General features: G+C 39.0%; 12 protein-coding genes, 1 tRNA gene and 2 pseudogenes. 5 read left to right on the forward strand and 10 right to left on the reverse strand.

The annotated features are described in order from the left end of the window. Positions 1-801: a zinc ABC transporter permease subunit ZnuB gene (gene znuB / locus FTU35_RS12005; RefSeq protein ID WP_004970154.1), complete on the forward strand. Its 801-nt coding sequence runs from the start codon at positions 1-3 to the stop codon at positions 799-801. Here the strand turns inward: znuB and FTU35_RS12010 are convergent. Both FTU35_RS12010 and FTU35_RS12015 read right to left on the reverse strand, forming a co-directional pair. Beyond that, on the reverse strand, positions 798-1,196 hold the full coding sequence (locus FTU35_RS12010; RefSeq protein ID WP_136144785.1) for a hypothetical protein: 399 nt from the start codon (positions 1,194-1,196) through the stop codon (positions 798-800). The genes znuB and FTU35_RS12010 overlap by 4 nt on opposite strands. 111 nt (positions 1,197-1,307) lie before the next feature. Further along, complete coding sequence (locus FTU35_RS12015; protein ID WP_154321171.1) at positions 1,308-1,928, reverse strand: LysE family transporter; 621 nt, start codon at positions 1,926-1,928, stop codon at positions 1,308-1,310. Between the two features lie 159 nt (positions 1,929-2,087). Between FTU35_RS12015 and FTU35_RS12020 the strand changes: the two genes are divergently transcribed. Next, complete coding sequence (locus FTU35_RS12020; protein WP_154321172.1) at positions 2,088-3,008, forward strand: Dyp-type peroxidase; 921 nt, start codon at positions 2,088-2,090, stop codon at positions 3,006-3,008. A 54-nt stretch (positions 3,009-3,062) separates the two neighbouring features. On the opposite strand, the gene FTU35_RS12025 is transcribed toward FTU35_RS12020, so the two are convergent. The 3 genes from FTU35_RS12025 to FTU35_RS12035 are packed head-to-tail and all read right to left on the reverse strand — an operon-like array spanning position 3,063 to position 8,249. Then, entirely contained in the window at positions 3,063-3,767 is a 705-nt protein-coding gene (locus FTU35_RS12025) for a hypothetical protein (RefSeq protein ID WP_004970164.1), read from the reverse strand. Next, entirely contained in the window at positions 3,754-5,367 is a 1,614-nt protein-coding gene (locus tag FTU35_RS12030) for a glycoside hydrolase family 19 protein (RefSeq protein ID WP_131261260.1), read from the reverse strand. Before FTU35_RS12030 ends, FTU35_RS12025 begins: the two co-directional genes overlap by 14 nt. Beyond that, entirely contained in the window at positions 5,367-8,249 is a 2,883-nt protein-coding gene (locus FTU35_RS12035; protein ID WP_154321173.1) for a type VI secretion system Vgr family protein, read from the reverse strand. Before FTU35_RS12035 ends, FTU35_RS12030 begins: the two co-directional genes overlap by 1 nt. A gap of 394 nt (positions 8,250-8,643) precedes the next feature. On the opposite strand from FTU35_RS12035, the gene FTU35_RS12040 reads away from it, so the two are divergent. The 3 genes and pseudogenes from FTU35_RS12040 to FTU35_RS12050 all read left to right on the forward strand — a co-directional run. Then, positions 8,644-8,871, forward strand: a complete 228-nt coding sequence (locus tag FTU35_RS12040) for a hypothetical protein (RefSeq protein ID WP_004970172.1) — start codon at positions 8,644-8,646, stop codon at positions 8,869-8,871. Positions 8,872-9,077: 206 nt separating this feature from the next. Continuing rightward, positions 9,078-9,153 (forward strand) — tRNA-Thr (locus FTU35_RS12045). Between the two features lie 363 nt (positions 9,154-9,516). Beyond that, positions 9,517-9,774: pseudogene (locus FTU35_RS12050) on the forward strand (PAAR domain-containing protein); the annotation flags it as partial. Between the two features lie 70 nt (positions 9,775-9,844). On the opposite strand, the gene FTU35_RS12055 reads toward FTU35_RS12050, so the two are convergent. The 5 genes and pseudogenes from FTU35_RS12055 to FTU35_RS12075 form a co-directional block, all read right to left on the reverse strand. Continuing rightward, positions 9,845-10,675 carry a cyclopropane-fatty-acyl-phospholipid synthase family protein gene (locus tag FTU35_RS12055; RefSeq protein ID WP_154321174.1) on the reverse strand — a complete coding sequence of 277 codons (831 nt, stop codon included), beginning with the start codon at positions 10,673-10,675 and terminating at the stop codon, positions 9,845-9,847. 297 nt (positions 10,676-10,972) lie between these two features. Beyond that, positions 10,973-12,280 carry an FAD-dependent oxidoreductase gene (locus FTU35_RS12060; protein WP_004970183.1) on the reverse strand — a complete coding sequence of 436 codons (1,308 nt, stop codon included), beginning with the start codon at positions 12,278-12,280 and terminating at the stop codon, positions 10,973-10,975. A 423-nt stretch (positions 12,281-12,703) separates the two neighbouring features. Then, positions 12,704-13,588 carry a pirin family protein gene (locus tag FTU35_RS12065; protein ID WP_154321175.1) on the reverse strand — a complete coding sequence of 295 codons (885 nt, stop codon included), beginning with the start codon at positions 13,586-13,588 and terminating at the stop codon, positions 12,704-12,706. Positions 13,589-13,784: 196 nt separating this feature from the next. Continuing rightward, on the reverse strand, positions 13,785-14,348 hold the full coding sequence (gene ahpC / locus FTU35_RS12070) for an alkyl hydroperoxide reductase subunit C (RefSeq protein ID WP_004970191.1): 564 nt from the start codon (positions 14,346-14,348) through the stop codon (positions 13,785-13,787). A gap of 211 nt (positions 14,349-14,559) precedes the next feature. Next, a pseudogene (locus tag FTU35_RS12075) lies at positions 14,560-14,709 on the reverse strand (IS1 family transposase); the annotation flags it as partial.

The following is a 14,709-nucleotide window of genomic DNA, read 5'->3' on the forward strand; positions in this document are numbered from 1 at the left end:
ATGATGGATTGGCTACAATTGCTGTTACCTGCATGGATCATGGGCAGTTTATTGGTATTTTTGACCGCCCCACTTGGCTGTTTAATGCTGTGGCGACGTATGTCCTTTTTTGCCGATACGATGGCGCATGGCACCTTATTGGGTGTGGCGATTGCAGGCGCGTTGAGTTTACCTCTGTGGATGGGTGTGACCTTCTTGGCATTATTATTGGTGGGTGTTTTGTGGATTTTACATGATCCACGGTTGCCGAATGATGCATTATTGGCGCTCTGCTCTGCGACCTTGCTCTGTTCAGGGTTGCTCTTTATTCAACATATTCCAAGTTTGCGTCCTGAGTTGCTGAGCTATTTATTTGGTGATTTACTCACCATTTCATGGGCAGATTTACCTGTATTTGCCCTAGTGATTATTGTTGCTTTAGCGGTGCTGTATAAATTTTGGCAGGCACAAATTCAAATTGCAATTGACCCTGATATTGCGGTCAGTGAAGGCGTGAATGCCCAATGGCAACGCCTGATTTTTATGTTGTTGTTGGCATTATTTACCGTATTGGCTTTACGTGCAGTCGGTTCTTTATTGATGGGCGCATTGTTGGTGATTCCCGCTTTAACCGCACGTTTATTGGCTCACTCGCCTAAACAAATGGTGATTTGGGCATTTATTGTGGCGCAAATTGCAGTCAGCGTAGGTTTATGGTCAAGTGCGGGCTTAAATATTTCGACAGGTTTAAGTATTGTGATGACTATGGCGATCATTTTTGCGGTGATTTTTAGCGTTCAAAAAGTCAGAAAGATAGCTTAGTTTTTCGTTAATGAATATCTATATTTTTGTATTGCAGCAATGAGCATTACGACCAAAAATGGCAGTATATACGCTATCCACAGTGCTATATCACTATGAATCACTTGCTGTAAAAGACTCAATTGCTGCTGACTTTCTGAAACAGCATTCCAATCTATCTTTTGTAGATAAAACATTGCATGAATGGCAATCAACAACACAGCCGTAATATTAATCAACACCACACTTTGCCACACCGTATGTTTAAAATAAGTTTGCAAGGCGGCAAATACAAAAGAAAAAATCAAATTGATACTCAAATGTGCCATCAAAGCAATTGGCCAAAACACGCTATCTACTGAAAACTGAATTGCTAATCCAATTGCAATTAAAGTTGAAAAACTTAAAAGCAACATGCTGATCCACCAATGTTGCCAATAAAGTGCTCGCGGAATACATTTTATTTTCAACGTATGTCTCAATCTATTTTTATAATTACAGCGTACACTTTTGTGTAATTGAAGACATTACTGATGCACCAAACTCAACAAAAACGCAGCACCTGCAAACAATGCAGCAAAAGTACGATTCATAAATTTTTGCTGCTTCGGTGATCTTAACAAACGCAAAACTTTTGCAGCCAAGCCCGTATAGCCCGCCATCACAATCAAATCAATACTAATCATGGTCAACGCCATAATTGCATATTGCGTCCATTGTGGTTTAGATAAATCTAAAAATTGCGGTAAAACTGCCAATAAAAACACAATTGCTTTGGGATTGCTCATATTAACCAGAAAGCCGTACATCACCAATTTTCCAGCAGATTTGCGCGTCAACTCATGCTGAATTTCAATCGACTGTGCAGGCGCTACCCATTGCAAATACGCCAGATACAACAAATACGCCACACCAAACCATTTCACAATCAGAAATGCCCAAGGCGTTGTCGCAAATAATACCCCTGCCCCTGCGGCTACAATCGCGATTTGCAATAATAAAGCGAGTTGTAGACCAATCGCATTCCAATACCCATGTCGAAAACCATAATTCAAACCACTCGACATCGAGGCAATCGCACCCGCGCCAGGTGAAACACTAATCACCCAACAGGCCAACATAAACGCAATCCAAACTTGATAAGACATATATCGCCGCTTTTCACAAGACAGTGCATTATATGATATTTCACTTAATCTCATGACTAAAAACGTTGAATAAAATCGGGTTCAGGCTATTAAGCCTGCATGCAATCAGGCACAATAAAGTCAACTTTATAGAAAACAACAAATTTTCAGGAGCTATACATGACTGCCCAATCTGTAATTTTGCCACTACCTTCAGATCATGCTCGCTTTCTTGTACTTCGTTTAAAAGACTTAAGCATTACTGAGTTAAAAGAAAAATTGGCTGACTTGTTTAGCACACGGGATCGTTTGATTACCCAACATCCACATGCCCAAATTAAAACTGGCGTTGCTTTTGGTCCTGAACTTTGGGCACAACTCTATGAGCAATCTCCAGAGGGTTTTAAACAATTACAACCGATTCAAGGGGCGTACCCAATGCCTGTCGTGCCTGCCGATGTGATTATTCATCTCGCGAGTGCCCGTTCAGATATTTGCTTTGCGCTCAGTCAGGCCTTTTTTGAGGGGATCCAAGACAAAATTGAAGTGTTGGATGAACGGGTCTGTTTCCGTTATTTTGATGGACGCGACATGACGGGATTTATTGATGGTACCGAAAACCCACAATTTCCAGATGATCGTGCCGAAGTTGCACTTTTAGGGGAAGATGCAGGCGTGTTTGCCGATGGTTCTTTTATTTTTGCACAGCGCTATTGTCACGATTTAGAAAAATGGAAAAAGCTCAAAGTCGATGCCCAAGAACACGTGATTGGACGCACCAAACTTGAATCGATTGAATTAGACGAAGATGTACAACCTGAAAATTCGCACGTTTCACGTACAGTCGTTGAAGATGATGCAGGCGATGAAATGGAAATTTTGCGCCACTCTTTACCTTATGGTGATGGCAAGGGCGATCAGGGTTTATTCTTTATTGCTTATACCAAAGATTTGAGCATTATTGATGCCATGTTAGAACGTATGTTTGGTACTTCAGGTGATGGCATCCATGACCGTTTATTGCACTTTGTGACTGCCATGGATGGCGCATATTACTTTGCCCCAAGTGAAGAGTTATTAGAAGAAGTGATGGAAGGTTGATCAAAGCTATCATGAAGTTGCTACAAAGCGACTTCATGAGGATTATCCTATACATCAAATAACATCGGACAGCATAATATATGCCTTTACCACTCCATTTTTTTTACTAATATAATCAATACTTAGGAAAAAATTATCTTTGTTTTTTGCAATATGGTTTATTTTGACTCGATCCCCTTGGATGAGATAAGACTTTTTCCGAATAAAATAACGATCAAACAAGAATGCTTTAGGAGAAGTTATCATCAGATTTTGAATCTCTCTTCCTAAGTCATCTTTAAGCACATAAACTTTATAACCATTTAAAAAATAAGTACTTATATTTATGTTTGGAGCCAAAGATTTCCATTCCTCTTGTCTTGAATAGCTTCCAGACTTTAATGTATAGATTCTTTTGTAGCTGATTGCTCCATCTTTGAACCTTTCAATAATCTGATTATTTATAAATTCAGGATCATACAAAGGACTTAAATAAAATTCTTTTGCCTTCAGGGAAGAAATTTCAAATATTCGATACTGCCCACTTGGATTACAGTCTTCAGTATAATTGACCACTACATATTTTTTTAAAGGAATACCAAAATACTCTACTGAAAAAGCATCTTTATCAAAACAATAGTCTTTTTTATTAAATAATAAGAAATTTTCTCCGTTTTCATTATAATAAATACTATTTTTTTCTTTAATCAATATTTCTTCTGCCGATACATAACAAGTAAAAAGCAATAAAAAAAATAGATAAAATTTATTTAAACCCATCTCTTTTCTCAACCTCTTTTAATATTTTTATAAATAATTTTTTTCTTTCAGCCATACCATTATTTCCACCGTTTATTCTCCTACTAACAGATTCAACAACTTTTAAATGATAGTTATCACTATAAGTGCCATTTAAATCTTTATATCCTTTGTGAATTAAACTATCAGCATTTTTAAATACATTAAAAGCCCAGACTGAGCTATCTACAGCATGAAATAAATCATCACAGAGTAATTCCGGATTATTAACCACGTCAATTCCAGAATAGCTTTTATATTTTTTATACGCACTTTTCCAAGTTAGCTGAATTAAGCCTCGCCCTTTGTATTTAGGGCCATCTCCTAAAGATGTGTTTCCTTCAGCCAAAATTTGTTTTCTTCTTCTACATGCTCGGCTTTTTTTTATATCACAAACAGATGGTGGAAAATTTGAAATATCATAATCCTTACCGCTCGCATACTCAATCAATGTATTAAAATGATCACACTCATGATAAATTTGTGCTAAAAAATGACATAACATTAATTTGTCTTTAAGATTATGCTTAATTAGGCTTTTGTTTAACTCTATAACAAATTTTTCAGGTGGAGTATTATGTGTCGATCGCCCTTTCATTACACGATGAGAAAATAGTTTATTAGAGCCATAAACAGCTTTAAAAAAACTTAATGAAACTATCTCCTCTAAATTATACTTGATACTTTTCTCAATACTCGGCCTACCCTCTGCCGTGATACCTTTAACAACCTCCACATCCAAACGCAATTCAACCGCATCTGCACGCATTCTTTTTGCACTATAAGTCACAGGGCTTAAAGCATCCCCATTCGGCTTTAATACTCTAAATTGCAAACGCTGCCCCACCATACTGAACAATGGAGTACTGCCATTTAAAATGGTAATTATCTGTTTTTTACCCGTATCCAACATCAACATTTCAATATCAGTTGGAGTTTCAATTAACTGCTCACCTGTTCTATCTTTTAGTTTTAATTCAGATCGGCTTTTGAAATTACTATATGGTTCATCGAGTTGTATTAAAATCGGCTGCTGTGAGCCATTTTTAGAATTTACCTCACATTTCACGACAAATTGATCATTTGAAGTTAACACCAAAATTTCAATATCACGCTGTGGTGATGACAATACCTCCACGATCCCATTTTCATTGGTATATCGTTCATAAGCATTTTTCCGCCCTCTAGGTCTTGATTGAATAGGAAAATTTGAAACCACTTTCCCAGCACAATCTACCACTTTAAAAGTAGTTGTAACAATTCTAGCTTTGGTTTCACCTAATTCTTTTTGTTTATATTCTTCAATTGTTTTAGGTAACTGAATTTTTATTGGATCTTGTGATGATGAACCAATAGATGTATGAATGACCTTAAAAACAGTAAAATCTTTTTGATTGGGTGGTTTTGCCAGTATTTCTACTGTTCTTTGTGGAGATGCCTGAAATACAAACTGCCCATGAAGATCAGTTTTCTGAAGATTTTCACGTTTTGAACCTTGGTATCTAGACATAACATTTAAGTTGATCACCCGACGCCCTGAACGATCATAAAATTTTGATGTAATTGTGACTAAATTACTCATTAGCCTAAATCCTCTTCTGCATAAACTTCATCTTCTTCTAATTCTGTTTCTTCTTCTATTTCAGCCCATAATTCATCAATATTATTATCTTGTACAGCCGACTGAGTTAAATAGACATAGGATGAATTAAACCCTAACGCAACGAATTCAGTTTTTTCTGACGTATAAAATCTTAATGAACTGACACTCTGATTTGCATCTTGTATATTTTTATTCGTGTTAATGAGCCTTCCATCTTGCTTTCCGACAACAAAAATCTCTTTCTCATCTTCAGTTGCAACATCCCACTGATAATCAATTTGATGACTATATTCAGTCTCAGCTTGAGGCAAACTGTATTGGACGCTTGTCACCCGTTCCCCACCCTCAAAACAATGCTGTCCTGCTTTCGCCTCAAATTTAGCTGAAGTACTCACAAAAACACCTTTTGAATTAATTTTGATTTGTGAACCACCTGCCGTTAGCACAATTTCTTTTGGACTGGTAATTTCCACCCGATCTTCCGTAGAAATCAGCTTGATTTTCTGGCGTGCAATTGCATCTATAGCACCATCTTGTGCCTGAATTTCGACTTTACCCTTGGCTGCAAAAGCACGTATACCTTGCTCCGCTGCAAATAAACTGATTTTATCGCGTGCATGTGTAATCACAGATTTTTGGGTAGAAACATTAATACTGCCTGCGGCACTTTGATGAATATGTTGATCTGCAGAAAGGTGTAAATCTTGCTGAGTTGAAACTGCAATTGAGTTGGGCGCACAAAGAATCATAACCGCCTGCTTAAAACTTGCCGCTTTAGTTTGATCTTCTAGTTCAATTTGATTTAAAAATTCTTTGAGATGCTCCAGTGTTTCCAAAGGATCTGTTTGCTGATTTTGTGCCAACTCACTTAAGCCTTTGCTTGCCGCTAAACTGGACTCCAATTGCCTTTTGGCAGGACTCGCATCTAAATGATACGCTTGTGCCTGTGCTTGTGGATGAGTTGAAAGCAGTAAGCCTGCACCTGCACGCACAGCTCCCCACCGATCAGTTCTTAATTCAAAGCCTTCGCCGCGCCCAATTGAATCCTCCTGCCGCATTGGATGGCTCAAATATCCTAAATTCAACTGACTCGCAGCATGACTACTCTGCAATTGCGCACTGAATTGTTTGGTGGTGTCATTGAAGCGAAGTTGGTTAAACCCTGCACCACGTATTTCTTGTGAACGAATCCCGCTCAAGTATTTGGTATCGGGTAGAGTTCCAACTGTATCGAATTGTGTCTGTTGTCGTTCTGCCTCATGTAAACGTCCAACCACAAAAGGACGATCAATATTGCCATCAAAGAAATCCACCACCACAATTTCACCAATACGTGGGTGAAATCTTGCACCATAACCCTCACCTGCCCACGGTGTGAGTACATCCACCCACGCCGAATCGCTCTCATTGTCGTTGGCACCCGCACCACCATCATGCAAGTGGTCATCACTTCGGGTAAATAAAAACCGAACTTTAATACGCCCCCACGCATCTACATGCACGGTTTCATCCTCAGGTCCAACCACTTTAGCGCGCTGTGGATAAGCCACGGGACGATGCAGTAATGGATTAAACTCTGGAACGAGCGCAATATGTCGTCGAATCAAATTCAATTGACAAAATTGTTGAGGATCACCCTCCAACGGTAACTGAAATGTCCACTGACTTTGTTGCAGCAGACTCAAAAAATGCTGTTGTAATTCAGGTGCTAAATTGTTTTGGTTATAAAACTGTTTGGACAGTATTAAAAACTCTCGTTCAGTTTGGGGATGTTGATCAATTTCAGCATGCCCGTGTAATTCAAACCAATACCCCACTTGCGCATCACGTAAATTACTTTGCGCGGAAAAATATTTTGCCTGCAAATCATAATACTGAGCCAATTGTTGTCCCAATTGTTCTAATTGTTCGGTACTTGCAGCTGTCACCTGATCTTGCCCAGTTAAGTCTTGCATCCACGCAGGACTCACGCACCACGCCTGTTCTAAACTTAAAGCTTCACTATTTTGTGTGCTACTTTGTAAGGGCGATGTGAACTGTACTGAATTTTGGTCCTGTGCCAAAAGATCGGGTTGCCAGCGTTGTAACTGTACTTCAGTGGGTTGCAGGTTACGCTGTGCCATCCAAGTGTAAATGCTATCCCGCTGCTCGATTGCACTTGTACGCTGAAATGCCACTCGTCTACGTTTTAAGGGCTGATAATGACTATTCTGCTCAATCAGTCTTAATTTTTGTGTATCCATAGGCGTTAAAAAATGCTCAACCCAAGGTTGTTTTTCATCCACCAACCAATTGATGCCTTCGCTACGCCACAAACGGGTTAAAAACTCATAATCGCTTTCGTTGGATTGTATGATGAGAGGTCGAACTGCATAACGCTGACTGAGACCACTTAAATCTAAACTTAAACTTGCAGCAAATAATGCACTGCGGTCTTGCCATTCTTTAAACAGAATTTCACTCACCTCCACCACAGTTTTATTCATAAATACCCGACTGTTGCGGCGTTTATGCCACAAAGCCGTTGCATCCTGAATCTGCAATTTATAGAGACTGAGCGTGCCATCACTTTGCCCTTGCGCTGCTGCAGTAATAATGCCGCTATGTCGAAATAATTCGCCTTGATCGGTGAGTTGATCTACAGCCACCCGACTGCCAATAAATTGTTTCAACGGCAAATTTGCATGCGGTGAGAGGCATAAGACATCCATCTGCAAACCTTGGTTGATGGCATGCTGACCATAAACGCACTGCAAAAAGACCTGATGATTTAAGGCTGAATTAGAAAACTGGATATGAATTGTGCGGTGTTGAGGGCTTAAGCCAAATTTTTCTAATACAGCAAAGAGTGAACTTTGCATTGTTATTATCGTTGCTATTTTTATAGTGGCGCTATTCTAATCAGCAACTTGGCAATTATCTAGAGCGTAAAATGGATAAAGCGATAAACGGAATTTGCAGTTAAGACCATCTCCATCGCCAATTTTGATAATCCTCAATCCCTCTATTGATGAAAAATCAACAAACATGACACATTGCGTTACTCTGCAGTCAAGACAATCTTCAATCGCTATGCTACAACTGAGTTATGCCGTCAAAAAAGGAGAGGTGAAGAAATTTATTGTTTTTTATCAAAACCTTTTTTTATTTTTATTTCGTCATCTCAGCTTTCTACATAAAAGGGTCATCATTAAGCTTTAGCATAATAAAAGCATGCAAATGCCTTACATATATAACTGCTATTCGGGAGCGAACATGAATAACAGCCAAAATTATGTCAAACAAATTAAAAATGCTAAACGTGGAGGATATACGCCTACCATCGCCAAAGACATCAACAAACATAAGATTCAAAAAGCCATTCGCCTAATTGAACAATGGAGAACGCTCGCAAATGAACTCAAACCACAAATGCAACTTGATATGGCCTTTACCTTAGAAGAATGTGCACAGGATTTAGATCGTATCTTAAGAAATAAATAATCGCTTTTTCACACCTCATTTCAGGTTGTTTTCTTCAATGAGCCCACCCGCTGGGCTCATTTCCTACAAAATCTTCTGTGTGATTTCCTCGTTTGTAACGCGCCAAAACCCTGCATACAAAATCTGCAAAAAATCTATGCCATGCATTAAACGGTTACTTTTTGGCTTGCGCACACGTAAAAATTCTGTAAAATTCTCTACACAACGCCGGCATAGCTCAGTTGGTAGAGCAACTGACTTGTAATCAGTAGGTCCACAGTTCGAATCCGTGTGCCGGCACCATATTAAACCTCATAAATTAAAAATTTATGAGGTTTTTTGTTTTTATAAACGTATATTTTTATCTTCCTCATGCTGCTCGAATCTCCAATTTATTTAGGGCTTCGATGTATCTGCAAAACTTCAATTGCAATACAAGATTGTGACTTTTCACTTGTTAAATGTATTTTATGATTTAGAATGCTGTACACATATTTCAGATCGTATTTTTATATTGATGGTCTATTTTGTTGATGTTTCATCCTTATAAACTGACATTTAAAAATATTTTTGTGAATTAAAATAAAAATTTAAAATTATAAGTCTTAGAAAATTTAGTATAAAAAACAATGCTTCTCTAAAGTTTTCTAGTTTAAGGAATACCTCATGGCTCAAAGCTTTGCAACGCATCATTCCATGACCAATCATGGTGGAATCATCCTTGCCAATCAAATGCGTGTTTCTCAAATGGGAAATTTATTTTTAGTGGCGGGTGATGGACATTTCTGCCCTAAGTGCCAGCGTTGGTCCACAATTATAAAAAGTCACGATCATATTCTTTTTGATGACAAAGCCGTGGGTTATGTCGGGGATCAATTGACGTGTGGCGCAAAAATTTTACCGAAACAGTTTCATGTGGTGGGTGGGATTTAAAGCCAATTATGAACATCCAAACACCGAAAAACTTCATTATCTAGCAGCTGATTACGATAGATTAAGCTTTTTCCGCACTCACCTGCACATATTTAATCCAGCCATCCGCATAGAGCTTGGCACATAAACGTGCGGTCATGGCAATTTTAAACCAGTCTGTATCTCGCGTTTGTACTCGATGCTTGAGATGCTGATTCACATAGTCAGCAAAACCCGCCAAAACTTGTGCCGACAAATCTTCCACCTGAATCTGTTTAAATTCAAACTGTTCTAAAACCGCTCGAAGCTGACTTTCAGACATCAGATCTTTAAAATTGACAGCGGCAGATTTTAATAAGGCACGATATTGCAGCTGTTTGAACGCATGCGTTGGCGCTTGTTCTGCCCAAATTAAATAATGAAAGCCCAAACGTCCATTTGAATTCAAAACCGCACTGACCTGACTTAAAAATGAATTCAAATGACTGTGATATGCTGCATCGATACAGAACACCACATCAAAACGTGGTTGTGGAAAAAGTGCTTTTAAATTTAAAAATGAAGCAGCGTGAATTTTAATATTTGAATTTAAATGTTGTCGAATCGACTGCACATGATGATCTTGTAGCTCAACAGCTTCAAGTCGTTGTATTTGATAGTGTTCCAACCAATATTTAAGACTGGCACCTTGCCCACAGCCTAAATCCAGTACAACATCTTTTGAATTTAAATGCACTGCTGCGGCCAAATGCGCTGCTAAATTTTGACATGCAGCGGGATAATCAGATCCCACTGCATCTGACCAATAACCTAAATTGCTCCACGGCAGTGCGGAAGTATCTCCCAAATATGCCGCTTGAATGGCATATTTATGTTTTGGAAAATGCTGTCGTATCGCCTGTTGCCATTTCATACTGACTCAGTCTAATTCAAAAAAGAGGGGCTGTTGATAATTCATCTATGTTTGCGACAACGCATATTTTTTAGCTGATATAAGGCATGAGGCAGGAAATTTAGTCATTCTAAATGACTGACTCATAACGCAATAGCAGCAAAAAATATGCTTGTCCTGAAAGGCTGTGGCTAAAACTTTCTCAGATTGCGTTATGAAACTTGGCAATAGTCTCGCTATTCCCTGCGTTTCATGCCTGATCTGCTCAGTTTTAGCCTACAGCACAAACCATTTATGAAATATCAACAGACCCTAAACTTAATAACCTAATTGCGGCGCAACCTCAACTTGTGGTTTTAAATCAATAAACGGTAATGGTGCACCAAAAATTTCTGCAATATGCATAGCGGAAGTCACTGCAGATTCTAAAATTGGTAAACCATCGCACGACCATGAACCGCAGAAGAACACTTTACGATTGTCTTGGTGATGGCGCTGCTGCAACTCTTTGTTTAATGCCACTGTCTTTGAATCCACCACAGCGCGGGTTAAAGTTACCGTTGAAATGATCTTTTTCGGATCAATTGGTGTAACTGGACGCCATGTTTGGAACACTGGCGATTTACCGACCAAAGTTGGTTCGATCGAGTTAAGCCATACCGTAAATTGCTGACGAGTAAATTTACGATCCATCATATAACTTAAAACAGACCAATCTTTACGTTTTGGCGGCATCACCGTTTGATCAGTGTGAATCACCAAATCACCCTGCTCGAATTTGAACTGTTTAAGCAATTCAATATCTTCTGCAAATTGTTGATTGTCCAAGAAGTCTTGGACTTTAGTGGTTGGCGTTGCAATCACCACACGGTCAAATGTTTGCGACTGACCCTCAGAATTTTCAACAATTACACCATCTTCTTGTTGATGAACACGAGTAATCGCTGCACCACTTTGAATATTAATACCTTCAATCAACTTATCAACCAATGCAGGCGTGCCACCTTGTAAACGCAATAATGCATCACCATCAGTCAATTGGCGTAAAAATACCAACAATGGTTTTGCTGGCCATTCACCAATGGTTTTAGGGTCACAAGTACAAATGGTGTAAAGCACTGGCATCACTGCACCATGCCAAAACACTTCTTCAATTTCGTTACGGTTGATAAATTCCGCAAGGGTAATGTCTTGGTTTTTAGATTTGAAAAATTTAGCGATGGCTGTTTTTAACTGCAACATGCCTTTTACCAAACGCCAGCCGTATTGTTGTATGCCTTTACGGTTGTTAATGATTGGGAAATTACCAATACGGGTACGGCTTGTGGTCAGCCAAGTTTCGGTACGATCTTCAAATAACCAACTGCACGCCATATAAGTACGCACAGGATAAGTTTTAATGCCTAAATGTGTGGCCAAGCTGAGGGTGTTTTTCCACAAATGTGGGTTCATGACCCGTAACGGCGCATCAATTAAACCATCCTCAAATTCGATGCTATGACTGTCCATTCCACGACCAGGCAGCGCCTCAAAAATTGTAATGTTATGCCCTGCATCTTTAAGAATTCTTGCGGTAGCCAGTCCAGCCATACCACTACCGATCACTGCGATATCCAAACCGATCATCCATCTTTTTACATACTTTATGAAATTATGAACCATGCCTAAGGAAAATGAGCTATTAAAAACTACCAGATTGTGTACTTTTCACAGAGAAACAACACAAAGTACATTGGCAATATGATTACATTTTTTAACAATCAGAAAGTGCTTAAATAAGCCTTAGAATTTATTTATATTATTTCTTTAATACTATAAATAGTGTTCTAAACCATGTAGATAAATTCACCAATTTTATAATTTTCGTTTTACAAATAAATCTCTAAACGCTATGATACCAAGCACAAAAATAATAACTACATCACATATAATTATCATAAGGAATATGATCAATCCGCTAAAACTAGAAATTTGACAGCGCCAGAACAACAAAAGCCTCGGTCGGGACATCGACATGAGGCTTTTTTCTTGGCTAAGATTTTTTAAAGCTTAACCCGCTTGATGTTGAATCGGAATTTCACCAAACTTGCCTTGATTAAAATCTTCAAAAGCTTGAATGATTTCCTGCTTGGTATTCATGACAAATGGACCATAGCCTTGAATAGGTTCATTTAATGGCTTGCCTGTCAGCACTAAAAATTGCGTATCTTGCAGTGCTTCAAGCTGAATTAACGCTTCGCCATCTTGAGCAAATAACACCACTGAGTGATCTTGCACAAGTTGACTGCCATTGACCCGCACTTCACCTGCCAACACCACCAATAAAGTATTGTGATCTACCGGCACATGCAGCGCTTGGGTCTGTGCAGCTTTCAATTGTCCATCCCAAACATTGACAGGGCTAAAGGTGCTGGCAGGCCCAGATTGCTCTGCGTACTGACCTGCAATAATGCGTAAATGCCCCGCCTGATTTTCAAACTCAATTTTCGGAATATTTTGAGATTCAATGGCTTGATAACGTGGCGATGTCATTTTGTCTGCGGCAGGCAAATTCACCCAAAGCTGCACCATTTCAAACAATCCGCCTTGTGCTGCATAGTCTTTGGAGTGAAATTCCTCATGCACCACACCCGCACCTGCTGTCATCCACTGCACATCGCCTGTTTTGATGGTGCCACCACCACCTGCCGAATCTTTATGCGTCACTTCGCCCCGATAGGCAAGCGTCACCGTTTCAAAACCGCGATGTGGATGCGAACCAACACCATGTTGTGCGGTAGTCGCATCAAAATGATACGGCGCTGCATAATCCAAGAGTAAAAATGGACTGATCGCCTGCCCTAAACGGTCATAAGAAAATAGATTTTTGACTGGAAAACCATCGCCCACCCAATGCATGTTTTGGTTGCGATATAAACCGATTATTTTTTTCATGTGTTACACCTATTGCTAGGAGAATAGATGTTTTGATCTTAATCGCTCATCGCACCACAACCTAGTGCAAATTTGGCATACAGCATTGCAAGAATGGAATAATCTTGCTGAAACTTATACATGGTTAAACAAATCATGAGCATAAAAAATCCAGAAGCGAGGTTCTGGATTTTTAAAATTGAGTGCGATGATTCGATTAGATTTTACCCACCAAATCAATAGATGGTGCTAGGGTTGCATCGCCTTCTTTCCACTTGGCAGGGCAAACTTCGCTAGGGTGTGCATGCACATATTGCGCTGCTTTTACTTTACGCAACAACTCTTGCGCGTCACGACCAATACCGCCTGCATTGATTTCTACAATTTGGATTTTACCTTCAGGGTCAATCACGAAAGTACCACGATCTGCCAAACCTTCTGCTTCAATCAGCACCTCAAAGTTTTTAGACAATGTCCAAGTTGGGTCGCCAATCATTGGATATTGAATCTTTTTAATTTCTTCTGAGGTGTCGTGCCATGCTTTATGGGTAAAGTGTGTGTCTGTAGATACTGAGTAAATTTCCACACCCATTTTTTGGAATTCAGCATATTGATCGGCTAAATCGGCAAGTTCAGTTGGGCAAACAAAGGTGAAATCTGCAGGGTAGAAAAACACCACTGACCATTTACCAATAAAGTCTTGCTCAGATACGTCAATAAATTGACCATTGTGGTAAGCGGTTGCGTTAAATGCTTTGACTTGGGTATTGATTAAACTCATGGATGACTCCTCAATTCGTTTCGGGGATTGCTTATCTTGTGTAGCTAGAATACGAAAATCGAAAGAATCGGTAAAACAGTGTTTTTTTATAAAAATAATCGGATTTATGAATTATAAATCCTATCATAGTTTGAAATTTAATCGAGAAAATAGATATTTGCTAAATATCTGCATAAAAAACCCTGGTGGTGTTTCAAAAAGTATGCTGACATTAAATGAAGCCATTATTGATGTAAAAAAAGGTTAAGTCGAAAGCTTTAAAATGGTTTTCAATCTTTTTTGAAAAATTACAACTCCTTCTAAAACCGCGCCTAATTCGATGCCTTATTTTGCAATTATTACCTTCAATACCTACAGTAAA

Source organism: Acinetobacter sp. YH12095 (genome assembly GCF_013419245.1).
Classification (GTDB): Bacteria; Pseudomonadota; Gammaproteobacteria; order Pseudomonadales; family Moraxellaceae; genus Acinetobacter; species Acinetobacter towneri.

Coding starts and splice junctions, on each gene's coding strand:
- FTU35_RS12010 (WP_136144785.1), bottom strand. CDS start 1,196: ATGTTGCTTTTAAGTTTTTCAACTTTAATTGCAATTGGATTAGCAATT.
- FTU35_RS12030 (WP_131261260.1), bottom strand. CDS start 5,367: ATGAGTAATTTAGTCACAATTACATCAAAATTTTATGATCGTTCAGGG.
- FTU35_RS12015 (WP_154321171.1), bottom strand. CDS start 1,928: ATGTCTTATCAAGTTTGGATTGCGTTTATGTTGGCCTGTTGGGTGATT.
- FTU35_RS12040 (WP_004970172.1), top strand. CDS start 8,644: ATGAATAACAGCCAAAATTATGTCAAACAAATTAAAAATGCTAAACGT.
- FTU35_RS12020 (WP_154321172.1), top strand. CDS start 2,088: ATGACTGCCCAATCTGTAATTTTGCCACTACCTTCAGATCATGCTCGC.
- ahpC (WP_004970191.1), bottom strand. CDS start 14,348: ATGAGTTTAATCAATACCCAAGTCAAAGCATTTAACGCAACCGCTTAC.
- FTU35_RS12060 (WP_004970183.1), bottom strand. CDS start 12,280: ATGATCGGTTTGGATATCGCAGTGATCGGTAGTGGTATGGCTGGACTG.
- FTU35_RS12055 (WP_154321174.1), bottom strand. CDS start 10,675: ATGAAATGGCAACAGGCGATACGACAGCATTTTCCAAAACATAAATAT.
- FTU35_RS12025 (WP_004970164.1), bottom strand. CDS start 3,767: ATGGGTTTAAATAAATTTTATCTATTTTTTTTATTGCTTTTTACTTGT.
- FTU35_RS12065 (WP_154321175.1), bottom strand. CDS start 13,588: ATGAAAAAAATAATCGGTTTATATCGCAACCAAAACATGCATTGGGTG.
- FTU35_RS12035 (WP_154321173.1), bottom strand. CDS start 8,249: ATGCAAAGTTCACTCTTTGCTGTATTAGAAAAATTTGGCTTAAGCCCT.
- znuB (WP_004970154.1), top strand. CDS start 1: ATGATGGATTGGCTACAATTGCTGTTACCTGCATGGATCATGGGCAGT.